General features: G+C 47.1%; 13 protein-coding genes. 3 read left to right on the forward strand and 10 right to left on the reverse strand.

Features of this window, described 5'->3' with window-relative positions:
• From AB3114_RS04745 to AB3114_RS04755, 3 genes are all read left to right on the forward strand, one after another.
• The coding region (locus tag AB3114_RS04745; RefSeq protein ID WP_367342121.1) for a heterodisulfide reductase-related iron-sulfur binding cluster at positions 1-563 on the forward strand (563 nt) is incomplete at its 5' end.
• A 13-nt stretch (positions 564-576) separates the two neighbouring features.
• Positions 577-2,079: a LutB/LldF family L-lactate oxidation iron-sulfur protein gene (locus AB3114_RS04750; RefSeq protein ID WP_367342122.1), complete on the forward strand. Its 1,503-nt coding sequence runs from the start codon at positions 577-579 to the stop codon at positions 2,077-2,079.
• A 28-nt stretch (positions 2,080-2,107) separates the two neighbouring features.
• Positions 2,108-2,812, forward strand: a complete 705-nt coding sequence (locus AB3114_RS04755) for a lactate utilization protein C (RefSeq protein WP_367342322.1) — start codon at positions 2,108-2,110, stop codon at positions 2,810-2,812.
• A gap of 72 nt (positions 2,813-2,884) precedes the next feature.
• Here the strand turns inward: AB3114_RS04755 and AB3114_RS04760 are convergent, their stop codons facing one another.
• From AB3114_RS04760 to AB3114_RS04805, 10 genes are all read right to left on the reverse strand, one after another.
• On the reverse strand, positions 2,885-3,790 hold the full coding sequence (locus AB3114_RS04760) for a helix-turn-helix domain-containing protein (RefSeq protein WP_367342123.1): 906 nt from the start codon (positions 3,788-3,790) through the stop codon (positions 2,885-2,887).
• A gap of 12 nt (positions 3,791-3,802) precedes the next feature.
• Positions 3,803-4,105 (reverse strand): metal-sulfur cluster assembly factor, encoded by a 303-nt coding sequence (locus tag AB3114_RS04765; protein WP_367342323.1) that lies wholly within the window; start codon positions 4,103-4,105, stop codon positions 3,803-3,805.
• A 63-nt stretch (positions 4,106-4,168) separates the two neighbouring features.
• The gene (gene sufB / locus AB3114_RS04770; RefSeq protein ID WP_367342124.1) at positions 4,169-5,575 is read right to left on the reverse strand and encodes a Fe-S cluster assembly protein SufB; all 1,407 of its coding nucleotides are present in this window, start codon (positions 5,573-5,575) and stop codon (positions 4,169-4,171) included.
• 4 nt (positions 5,576-5,579) lie between these two features.
• Positions 5,580-6,059 (reverse strand): Fe-S cluster assembly sulfur transfer protein SufU, encoded by a 480-nt coding sequence (gene sufU, locus AB3114_RS04775; RefSeq protein ID WP_367342125.1) that lies wholly within the window; start codon positions 6,057-6,059, stop codon positions 5,580-5,582.
• Entirely contained in the window at positions 6,037-7,281 is a 1,245-nt protein-coding gene (locus AB3114_RS04780; RefSeq protein WP_367342126.1) for an aminotransferase class V-fold PLP-dependent enzyme, read from the reverse strand. Before AB3114_RS04780 ends, sufU begins: the two co-directional genes overlap by 23 nt.
• Positions 7,274-8,572 (reverse strand): Fe-S cluster assembly protein SufD, encoded by a 1,299-nt coding sequence (sufD, locus tag AB3114_RS04785; protein WP_367342127.1) that lies wholly within the window; start codon positions 8,570-8,572, stop codon positions 7,274-7,276. Before sufD ends, AB3114_RS04780 begins: the two co-directional genes overlap by 8 nt.
• An 11-nt stretch (positions 8,573-8,583) precedes the next feature.
• Entirely contained in the window at positions 8,584-9,381 is a 798-nt protein-coding gene (sufC, locus tag AB3114_RS04790) for a Fe-S cluster assembly ATPase SufC (protein WP_367342128.1), read from the reverse strand.
• Between the two features lie 146 nt (positions 9,382-9,527).
• The gene (locus tag AB3114_RS04795) at positions 9,528-9,698 is read right to left on the reverse strand and encodes a hypothetical protein (protein ID WP_367342129.1); all 171 of its coding nucleotides are present in this window, start codon (positions 9,696-9,698) and stop codon (positions 9,528-9,530) included.
• 70 nt (positions 9,699-9,768) lie between these two features.
• Complete coding sequence (locus AB3114_RS04800; protein WP_367342130.1) at positions 9,769-11,202, reverse strand: APC family permease; 1,434 nt, start codon at positions 11,200-11,202, stop codon at positions 9,769-9,771.
• A 163-nt stretch (positions 11,203-11,365) separates the two neighbouring features.
• On the reverse strand, positions 11,366-12,229 hold the full coding sequence (locus tag AB3114_RS04805) for an aldo/keto reductase (RefSeq protein ID WP_367342131.1): 864 nt from the start codon (positions 12,227-12,229) through the stop codon (positions 11,366-11,368).
• Positions 12,230-12,268: the final 39 nt, after the last annotated feature.

The raw sequence follows: 12,268 nt of genomic DNA on the forward strand, positions 1-12,268 counted from the left end.
CCGATTATATCGTGGGCCCTGCTGGTTCTTGTGTCGCCATGCTGCATGAGTATCAGTTTATGTTAAAAGATGACCCAGAATATGCACAAAAGGCTAAGGAATTGGCTAATAAGTCATACGAATTTTCCCAATTCCTTTACCGCGTACTTGGGGTTGTCGATGCTGGTGCTGAACTGGATACGGTTGCTACATATCACCGTTCCTGCCACATGACGCGGTTATTAGGCGAACGGGAAACACCATACATCCTTTTGAAGCACGTCAAAGGTTTGGATCTCAAGCCATTGCCACATGTTGAAAAGTGCTGTGGCTTTGGTGGGATGTTCTCTGCAAAGGAACCAGCACTGTCTCAACCAATGGTCGACGAAAAAGTCGACAGTATCGTCAGCACCGGTGCCAAAACGCTGATTAGCTGTGACCCCGCTTGTCTGATGAACATCGGTGGCCGGATGAACCGCCGTGGCATCAAGATGAACGTGATGCACCTAGCCAACGTTCTTAACCACAACGTAGATCCGTCACGGATTAAGTTCGTCAAAGACGTAGACAAAGCTACTATTTAAGGGAGGAATCAGAATGGGACTAGAAACTACTGAAAAACCCTTCCTTGAACGTGTCGAGGAAGCCAAAAAGGATAAATTTATGCAGGGCTCTGTTGCGAAGGCCCAAGACGCACAATTAATCAAGCGTGAAGATGCCCGGGCAGAACTCGGCCACTGGCAGCAGTGGCGTGAACTCGGTGAACAGATTCGGAAGGAAACCGTGCGCTATCTGCCGGACTATCTGGAAGAATTCGCTGATAACGTCGAAAAACAAGGCGGGCACGTCTTTTTCGCTAAAGACGACAAGGAAGCGGCTGCTTTCATTCGTCAGGTGGCTGTCGAAAAGAAAGCCAAAAACATTGTTAAGTCCAAGTCAATGGTCACCGCTGAAATTGGCTTGAACAAACAGTTGCTGAGTATTCCTGGTGTCTCCTTAATGGAAACCGACCTGGCTGAATTTATCCTGCAGGAAGACAACTGGGATGAACCAACCCACATCGTCTTCCCTACCCTGCATAAAAACCGGACGCAGATTCAAAAGATCTTCCAGAAACTAGGCTACGAAGGCGACAATGACCCAAGCACGATGGCTAAGTTTGCGCGGAAGTACCTGCGTAACAAGTTTATCCACGCTGACCTGGGCATTACTGGTTGTAACTTTGCCATTGCTGACAGCGGGATGATCAACCTGGTTACCAACGAAGGTAACGCTGACTTATGTATGGCCATTCCTAAGACTCAGGTTGTCGTAATGGGGATGGAACGGATCGTCCCATCACTGAAAGAAGCCGAAACGCTCGACAACATGCTTTCACGTTCTGCCGTTGGCCAAAAGTTAACCTCTTACTGCACCTTCTGTGGGAAGAAGCAAGATGATGAAAGCGATGGCCCTGATGACTTCTACGTTGTTATCGTTGACAACGGTCGTTCCAAGGCTCTGGGAACCGTCTTTGAACCAGTTCTGCAGTGTATCCGTTGTGGTGCCTGCTTGAACGTCTGCCCAATTTACCGTCATATCGGTGGTCATGGTTACGGATCGATTTACCCAGGCCCAATCGGTGCGGTCCTTTCTCCAATCCTGGATGGCTACGAAAAGTTTGGCGACTTGCCATTTGCATCCAGTCTTTGTGCTGCCTGCACGGAAACTTGCCCTGTTAAAATTCCTTTGCACCATCTCCTGATCGAACACCGGAGAATTATGATGGATAAGATTCACACTGATCACACCTTCACCAACCAGATTATGAAGATCATCGGCGTGGGTACCGGTTCACCATTCCTCTTCAAGTCCGTCTTGCGTTTCGGTCATGTTGGCATGAACGTCTTGACCACTAAGAAACCAGCAAACACCGTTTCCGGTTTCTTGTATCAACAAGGACGTGTCGGCAAGGTCAACCCTCCTCTGCCAAAGCTGATGCTGGGCTGGACCGACTTGCGTGACTTGCCAAATGTTTCTAAGAAGCACAAGAACTTCCGTACATGGTTCAAGCACCACAAGCCTGTCAAGGCCGTTGCTCATCCGCAACCATTGAAGTAAGGAGGACATCAAGATGGAAAAATTAGAAATGGGAAAAGCCAATCGCGAAGCCTTCTTAAATCATTTGGCTAAAAAATCCGGCCGGCCTCGTCACCAATTAAAAGATCATCCCTTTAAACCAATTAATGATCTGCCACACACAACCTTAGCAGGTCACAGTCAAGATGAATTGTTAGATATCGCCGAAAAGAACAGTTCAGCTGTCCACGTGGATTTTCGTACCACTGATAAGGCTGGTTTAGCAGATGTTTTAAATCGCTTCTTGGACGCTAAGAACGCTCAACACCTACTCCTGCCAACTAGTGACAAGTGGTCAAATTTCGACTTAGCCAACTGGTTTAACGACCACCAATCCAAGGCAATGTTGTGGGAACCAGGTGCAACCCGCGCTGAAAATCTCGATCGTGCTGAACAAGCCGATGCTGCAATCGGTTTTGCTGACTACCTCTTAGCAGAATCAGGCACAATTACTGTTGCCACAACTCCAGGTCAGGGGCGAGCCTTCAACTTCTTGCCACAACACTACTTAAGTATTATTCCTAAGAGCCATATCGTTCCTCGTTCTACCCAAGCGATGGACCATTACGATGCTGATATCAAATCTGGCAAATTGAAGACTTCCAACATCAACTTCATCACCGGCCCTTCCAACTCAGGTGACATTGAAATGGTACTGGTTGTTGGTGTTCACGGCCCACTGGACATGACTTACGTCGTGGTCAATGACCTATAAAATTTCATCACATAAAGAAAACGGACAATGGATTTTCTCCACTGCCCGTTTTTTATTCGCCTGAAAAATTAACTAACCTTTCTTTTCATCCTGAATCGCTTGTGGCACCGGATTCTTCATCAGTGCCGCCGCTTGCACTTCGACCGTCGAATTATGGTTTAGTCGTGCGAATGCAATCGCATCTTGTAGTAACTCGCGCACCTGCCATGAACGCTGACCTTCAGCAATCGCGTTCTTGGCTGCCAGTAACTTAGCCCGTGGCATGCACGTTGTCGTATTGCGATCACTGCACAGAGTGACTAATTGCGATAGCCATTGATCACTCTCTTTGTAATTCTGGCGAGCATTAGCAAATTCTGCCATCGCCAGTGTCAATAGTTGAATCAAACCATATTCCATTGGTGAAAGATTACGTAGTGAGTGCGTTAGGTAGCGCTTCAGCTCACCGCTGACCTTGCCATAGAAAAAGCAAGCTCCCTCAGTACCAGCTTTTCGCGAAAGGCAAATGCCTAAAGCAATGTAGGCTAAGTATGAACTGGCTTTTTCATGATCTTCATCATACTGGTCCAGCACTTTGGCGCTCGCCACTAGAACGTCAGACCAGGACTGATTCGTCATCGCCAAGGCTAAGGCACGTAAACCGCAGTAATTAGCTCGCGCCTCATCGTTAGTTAGTTGATCAGGATTAATCTGCTCCAAAAGTTTTAAAGCAGCTGGGTACTTTTCTGTATTCAACGCCTGGACAACTTCATCAAAGACTTGCCTGTTAGGATTAGTTGGATTAGCCTTGCCATTTTCAAGACTGTCGATACTCATTCCGAGACGATCGCACAGTTGACTCAAAATGCCCACAGAAGGGATTTGATCGTTATTCTCAAATTTACTGAGAGTTGATTGGGTGCAAATCCCCTGACAAAGCTTAACTTGTGAAAGACCGAGTTCTTTGCGGCGGTCGACGAACTTTTTTGTGTCGATCATCGCGACCACCCCTCACATATGAATTCCTAAAGAAATCTTGGCAAACTTGGACATCCGGTCAATGCTCCAAGCTGGTTCCCAAACCAAGTTGATCTTACAGTCAGTCACACCATCAACGCTCTTGACTGCTCGTTTAATCGCTTGATCCAGCAGATCACCAATTGGGCAGCCCATCGTCGTTAGCGTCATCGTAACGGTACAAACACCATCGTCTTCGACATCGATGCCGTAGATCAAGCCTAGGTTAACCAGGTCAATCCCAAGTTCTGGGTCAATCACTTGTTCCAGTGCATCTTCGACCTTATCTTCAAGCATGCCGTTATCAATTTTCTTCGCTTTTTCGTCAGACTTTTTTTCTTCAGCCATTATCTTGCCTCCTTAGCCAATGGATCCTTCCATTTCAAAACTAATCAGCCGGTTGAGTTCAACGGCGTATTCCATCGGTAATTTCTTGGTAAATGGTTCAACAAAGCCCATGACAATCATCTGGGTAGCCTTTTCTTCGGAAATCCCACGACTCATCAGGTAATAAAGTTTCTCTTCAGAAATCTTGGAAACACGTGCTTCATGTTCCATGGCAACATTAGAGTTATTAACTTCATTGTACGGAATCGTGTCTGAACTCGACTTATCATCCATAATGATCGTATCACATTCAACGTGGGCCTTGGAACCATCCGCCTTCTCGGTGAAACGAACCTGACCACGGTAGTCGGTTGAGCCGCCACTCTTAGCGATCGACTTGGATACAATTGAACTACTCGTGTTTGGTGCATTGTGAATCATCCGGGCACCAGAATCCTGGTGAATGCCATTAGAAGCGACAGCAATTGACAGCATCGTTCCCCGAGCATTCTTGCCATCAAGGTAAACACTTGGGTACTTCATAGTGACCTTTGAACCAAGGTTACCGTCGACCCATTCCATCGTGGCGTTTTCCTGGGCAGCCGCCCGTTTAGTTTCCAGACTGTAAACGTTGTCGGACCAGTTTTGGATTGTCGTGTACCGGCAATAGGCATTCTTTTCGACATTTACTTCAACGACAGCCGCGTGCAGCGAATCACTGGAGTAGTTCGGTGCCGTGCAACCCTCAACGTAGTCGACACTAGCCCCTTCATCGACGATGATTAAAGTCCGCTCAAATTGCCCGGAATTTTCGGCGTTCAAACGGAAGTACGATTGAATTGGAGTCTTGCACTTCACGCCCTTAGGGACATAAATGAAAGAACCACCGGACCAAACAGCCCCGTTTAAAGCCGCAAACTTGTTGTCCGTTGGGTGCACCAGTTTGCCAAACCATTTCTTAAAGAGCTTCGGGTACTTCTTCAATGCCGTGTCAGTATCAGTGAAGATAATGCCCAGCTTGTCAAACTGCTGCTTCATGTTGTGGTAGACAACTTCAGATTCATATTGAGCTGATGAACCAGCCAGGTACTTCCGTTCGGCTTGGGGAACCCCCAGACGGTCAAAAGTCTTCTTCAGATCTTCAGGCACATCTTTCCAGTCACGGTATTTCTTGTCCGTCATCCGCTGGAAATAAAGCATATCCTTTAAATCAAGGTCTGACAGATCCGGGCCAAACTTTGGCATCGGCATCTTCTTGTATATCTGGTAGGACTTGAGACGAAAGTCCAGCATCCACTTTGGTTCATGCTTAGCAGCGGAAATTTCACGGACGGTTTTCTCTGTCAGTCCACGACCGGTTGAGTATTCAGGCTTAACATCATCGTGGAAGCCATATTCGTAATCTTTATCTTTAACAATATCTGATGCTTTTTCGCTCATATCTCTACTCCTTTGCCTGACTGCTGTCAGCATTATCATCGTCAGCATCTTTTTCCAGAGCACGGGTCAATGCCCACCACGAAAGCGTGGCGCATTTGATCCGGGCCGGGAATTGCATAATGCTGGTTAATGCTTGGGCATCCCCTAATTTAGCCAGTTCATCTGATGAGTGCTTCTTGCCAATGGCTTCGTCAGAAAAGATCTTGGCCATTTCCAAAGCTTCTTCCTTGCTCTTGCCCAGAACTGCATCAGACATCATACTAGCTGAAGCTTGTGAAATCGTGCAACCATCACCCGTAAAGCCTACGTCCGCAATCTTGTCTTGCGAATCTACTTTCAGCTGAAGATTAACGGTATCACCACAGGTCGGATTATGGAGGGTCATTTGGTTGGTTGCCCCCTCAATCTCGCCCTTATGGTGCGGGTTTTGGGCAGCATCCAAAATCACTGCCCGGTACAAATTATTTAGTTTTGACAGTGCCAATTTTGAAGAACTCCTTTGCGTCTTTAATCGAATCCAAGAGCTGGTCCGCATCTTCCATGTTGTTGTAGAGATAGAAACTAGCTCGAGCAGTAGCAGTAACTCCTAAGTCTTTCATCAACGGTTCTGCACAGTGGTGACCGGCACGAACGGCCACCCCATCCATATCCAGAGCAGTAGCCAAGTCATGCGGATGCAAACCATCAAGGTTAAAGGCAACCACGCCGCTATGCTTAGCCGGGTCCTGGGGGCCATAAACGGTAACGTGATCAATCGCCTCCAACTTTGGCAGCAGGTAATCGATGATCTTCTGTTCATGGGCTTGAACCTTGTCCATCCCCAACTTATTGAGATAATCGATGGCCTTGCCTAAGCCAATCGCACCAGCAACATTTTGCGTCCCCGCTTCGAACTTGTACGGTGGTTCAGCAAAAATCGTCCGTTCCCGGCTGACATCGCTGATCATTTCACCACCATACTGGTAAGGTTCCATTTCATCAAGCAATTTGCGTTTGCCATACAGGACACCGATTCCCATCGGGCTCATCATCTTATGACCAGAAAAGGCGTAAAAATCAACATCGAGGTCTTGAACATCGACCTTCAGGTGTGGGGCTGCCTGGGCACCGTCACCGATAAAGATAGCCCCGTGTTCATGAGCCAAAGCAGCTAATTCTTTCAATGGCGTGATAATGCCGAGAACATTAGAAGCATGGGTTACGGAGACGATCTTCGTTTTATCCGTAATCTTCTTCTTAGCGTCTTCCATGTCCAACTGACCATCTTTGGTCAATTCGATGAACTTCAGTGTTGCGTGCTTTTTGATAGCGAGTTGTTGCCACGGCACGAGGTTACTGTGGTGTTCCGCAATCGAAACGACGATCTCATCGCCAGCATGGATATGTTCTTCACCATAAGTGGAGCAAACCAGGTTCAGCCCATCCGTCGTTCCCTTAGTGAAAATAACTTCTTCGGGCTGACTGGCATTAATAAAGTGCTGGACCTTGCGCCGAGCATCTTCATATTCGCTTGTTGCCCGGTTGGCCAGTGTATGCACGCCCCGGTGAACATTGGCGTTATCGTTTTGATAAAAACGGATTAGTTCGTCCAGAACGGGTTGTGGGCGTTGCGCCGTAGCCGCATTGTCAAGATAGGCTAACCGTTCACCATTAACCTTCTGATCGAGAATCGGGAAATCAGCCCGTACATCATCGAACTCAGTCATGTCCCAGCTTCCTTTCCAAAATATCCAACATCTTGTCCTTTAATTCTTCCGTCGGCATGACAGTCAAGACAGCACTCAGGAAACCGCGGATAACCATTCGTTGGGCAATCGGCTCTGGCACACCACGACTCAGCAGGTAGTACATCTGGTTTTCATCGACCTGGCCCACACTAGCCGCGTGCCCGGCATCCACGTCATTTTCATCGATTAAGAGAATTGGGTTGGCATCACCACGTGCATCTTTACCCATCATCAACAGGCGGTTTTGCTGTTCTGCATTTGAACCGTGGGCGCCGTGGACAATCTGGCCAATCCCGTTGAAGATCAGTTGTGAACTGTCGAGGACAACCCCACGTTGATTGATGAGACCAGTCGTGTGCAAGCCACGGTTGGTAACCCGGTTATTGATGCCGACGTGTTGGTTATCTTCAGTTACAGCAATCAGTTTAGAATCGGCTTTGGAACCCTCGCCCAGCAATTCTGAGTCTAGATCACCAAGGGTATTACCGTCGTTCATCAAGCCCACGGCCCATTCAACGTTGGCGTGAGCATCGAGGTGAGCGCGTCGACTATGATACGTGGTCGTCTTAGCAGACAATTCATCCAGAGCTGAGAAGTGTACCTCAGAATCTTCCTGGGCGACCACTTCAACCATCAAGTTGGCACTATTGGCCTTGTCGCCGACCGTCATCAAATGTTGCATGACGGAGAACTTGGAACCCGGAGCAGCCACAATCAGCAAGTGGGAAACCATTGGCTGATTATCCACCGTGCTGTCTTGGACCAGGCTAACTTCAATTGGCTTGTCAACTGTGACACCGCGCGGCACGTAAATCAGGGCACCACCATTGACAAAGGCAGCATGATAAGCAGTAAGACGGTCTTCATCGGCCTTAATAACGGACATGAAGTACTTGTCCAGAATCTTTGGCTGGGTTTTTTCTGCTTCCGCAAAACTGCCACAGAAAACACCCTTTTCTTTTAACTGGTCATCATGGTCCTTAACCACTAATTGGTTGCCGGCGAAACCCATGAAATATGGTTTTTCGGGTTGATCCTGCTTAGCGGCCTGAATAGCCTCTTCACTGGCACTGGGAAAAGCCAGTTGCAATTTGTCGTCCTCTGGCATAATTGGCCAGCCTTTATATGAAAATTCCTGCATGCGAGGCATAGCCAACTGGTTCATTTCTTGTAAAGCAGCCAGGCGTTTTTGCGTAAATTCAGTTGATTCACCAACATCCTTAGCGGCTGCCTGAATTTGCGCCGTTAATTTATCAATATCTACCGTCATAGTTGAACCCCCTAGTCCTCATCATCAGTCAGCTTGACCTTGAGGCCGAGTTCGTCACGCAATCCAGCGTAGCCTTCCTTTTCCAGCTTCTTAGCTAATTCAGGACCGCCCTGGGCAACCAGACGGCCATCCATCATTACATGAACCGTGTCAGGAATAATGTAGTTCAGCAGGCGTTGGTAGTGTGTAATGATCAAGGAGCCAAAATTGTCGCCCCGCATGGAGTTAACACCCTTAGCAACAACCTTCAGAGCATCGATGTCCAAACCGGAGTCGATTTCATCAAGAATGGCAAATGATGGCTTGATCATCAATAACTGCAAAATTTCGTTACGCTTCTTTTCACCACCAGAGAACCCTTCGTTCAGGTAGCGTTCCGTCATTTCATCGCTCATATCGAGCAATTCCAAATTCTTGTTCAATTCCTTGATGAAGTCCATTACGGAAATTTGGTTATCCTTAGGACGACGGGCATTAATAGCGGCGCGCAGGAATTCTGCGTTGGTGACCCCCTGAATTTCCGAAGGATATTGCATAGCTAAGAAAAGTCCGCGACGCGCACGCTCATCGACTGGCATTCCCTTTAGGCTTTGACCATCCAAAAGAATGTCCCCCTGAGTGATGTGGTAATTTGGATTGCCCATAATCGTTTGCGACAGCGTCGACTTACCAGTCCCATTAGGACCCATGATCGCGTGAATTTCTCCCGTATGCATTGTCAGGTTAACACCCTTCAAAATTTCTTTTGTCTGGTGCTTTTCTTCATCAGTAACCGCGACGTGTAAGTCTTTGACTTCTAGCTTTGCCATAAGATTATTCCTCCAATGTCCTATTATCCAGTTGATTTGGAATATTCCAGATTTATTAATATTCCAAACGTATATAAGAATACGATCTAATTATAACGCAATTTAAAATGGTTAAAAGAAAAAATACCCGGTTTCCCGGATATTTCTTATTTTTTGTAACCGTCGTCATTGCCATAGCGCTGCTGTTCTTTAATTACGGCCTCGCCTTTCTCCTTAGGATGACGGATAAATCGGTCTTCACCAGCAAAGATACTGAGATAAGACATGAAGGCAGCATGAAGCTTTGCTCCAATGCGCTTTAATAGATCTTTACCCATGCGAATCACTCCTCAAGATAATTTTACAAAAAAATGCCACCGAAGTGAATCGGTGACATCTTTGATTTATTTACTTGTTTTGCTTCTTCTGCAAAGCAGAATGACGAATGCCATAGATGAAGTAGATCACAACACCGATCAAGAACCATGCACCGGCATAGAGCTTAGCAGCTGAATCCAAACCGATGAAGACAACCAGCGCGGCGATGAAGCCAAGTGCTGGCATCACTGGGTAGAATGGCATCTTGAAGGCCGGCTTGCTGATGTCCTTACCTTCACGTTGACGCAGGGCGTAAATCCCGACGGAAACGAACATGAAGGCAATCAGAGTACCAGCTGAAACCAGTTGTGACAAGAAGGCGAATGGGAACATCGCACTGATAATAACCGTAACGATCATCAATGCCAGCAAAGCGTTGTTTGGCCGGCGTTCCTTATCCAATTTGCCTAAGAAACGTGGCAACATGCCGTCACGACCGAATGAGTAGATCAGACGAGATCCAGCTAACATCATCCCGATGAGGGCGGTTAACATCCCGATAACGGCAATGGTTTGAACAACGGTCGCAACCATTGGGTGCCCTGCCGTCCGCAGTGCCAGACCAACAGGTTCAGCACTGTTTAAGTACTTGTGGTATGGCATCAGCCCAACAAGGACCAGTGATGTAGAAACGAAAAGAACAACGGCAATAACCAGTGAGCCAAGAATCCCACGCGGCATCGTCTTCTGTGGGTTGATAGCTTCGGCTGAGTTTGCAGCAATGGAATCAAAACCGATGTAAGCTAGGAACAGCATTGAGACACCGGCGTAGACCCCTTGCCAGCCACCAAAGGCACCATTAGAAGTCATCTTGTACTTTGGAATGAAAGGTACGTAGTTGTGCGCCTTAACAGCGGTTAAGCCAACAACGATGAAGAGGAGGATCGCAGCAACCTTCAGCACAACCAAGATGTTTTCAACCCGGGCTGCATCGGAAACACCACGACTGATCATGAACGCAACAAAGAGCAGAACAACCACGGCAACCAGGTCAATGACCCCGTTTTGGGTTCCGAAGGCGTTTGATAAAGAAGCAGGCAGTTTCCAACCTAGCGGAGCAATTAAAGCCCGGAAGTTAGATGACAGCCCTGATGCAACGAAGGCTAAAGCAATAAAGTATTCAGCCAGTAATGCCCAACCGGCAATCCAACCGAAAAATTCACCAAAAATGACGTTAATCCAAGAATAGGCTGAACCGGCAAACGGCATCGCTGCAGCCATTTCAGCGTAAGCAAAGGCAACCAAACCAGCGACAACGGCAGCCAGCAAGTAAGAAATTGCAACGGCTGGACCAGTGTGCATAGCGGCAACTTCACCAGGCATCGTGAAAATTGATGCAGAAACAATAGTACCAACACCCAAACCAAGGAAATCACGAACGCGGAGTGATCGAACCAGGTGACTATCTTTATCCTGGTAAACGCTCGGGTCTTCTTTGCGGGTCATGGTTTTCCATAAACTCATATTAGAAATCCCCCTCTGTTCATCAAAATGACATGAATGAACGATATATTAAAATTACATGAGTATATTCTAACAAGAGGCTAAGGATGCGTCAATAGGCAATATAAAAAGCGGCGCTGGAAATTTAATTCCTAAAGCGTCGCTCTTTCTAATGTTATTTTAATTAATCTTTGAAGTGGTGCGGATATTGTTTATCATTTTCGTAAACCAGTTCTGGTTCCTGACTAACCCGCTTGTAGTGATCCAGGGTTGAAATTTGCGACATTTCATCGGCAGTCAATTCAAAGTCGAAAATATCAGCATTTTGCTTGATCCGTGAAGCATGAACTGACTTTGGAATGAAGGAGTTGCCAACCTGCAGCTGCCAGCGCAGAATGACTTGGGCCACAGTCTTATCATGGTTTTCAGCAATCTTCATCAGAACTGGGTTCTTCATCATCTGGCCACGAGCCAATGGTGCCCAGGCCTGAATAACAATACCGTTGTCCTTGCCGAACTGACGCATCGGTGCTTGCTGAAGTTGTGGAGTCAATTCAATTTGGTCCAGGACAGGCATTTCATCTGCCTGAGTCTTCAGCAATTCAAGATGAGCCATCGTGTAGTTGGAAACCCCAATGGACTTAGTGAGCCCTTCCTTCTTTAACTCTTCAAAGGCGCGCCAAGTGTCAAAGAACTTGTTGTGGACTGGCCAGTGAACCAAGATCAGATCGACGTAGTCCATATCAAGGCGTTTCAAGGAGTCCTTCAGTGAATCGATCGCTGGTTGGTAGCCCTGGTTGGCTTCGGCAATCTTCGTTGTTACGAAGTACTTGTCACGTGGCACATTTAAGTTCTTCAGTGCCTGGCCAATCATTTCTTCATTATTGTACATCTGAGCGGTGTCAAAAAGACGGTAGCCAGTTTCATAAGCCGTCTTAATAGCAGTGGACATTTCACTCGGATCAGTAACTTTGTAGGTGCCAAATCCCTCTTGTGGAATCTTGTGACCATCAGCAAAGTTTAAGTAGGTATCGCTAATTGAAGCCATTATTGTCTCCCTCGTTTCTTAATTTCTTACAACGTATTC

This window comes from Limosilactobacillus sp., from assembly GCF_040772465.1.
In the GTDB taxonomy this organism is placed as follows: Bacteria; Bacillota; Bacilli; order Lactobacillales; family Lactobacillaceae; genus Limosilactobacillus.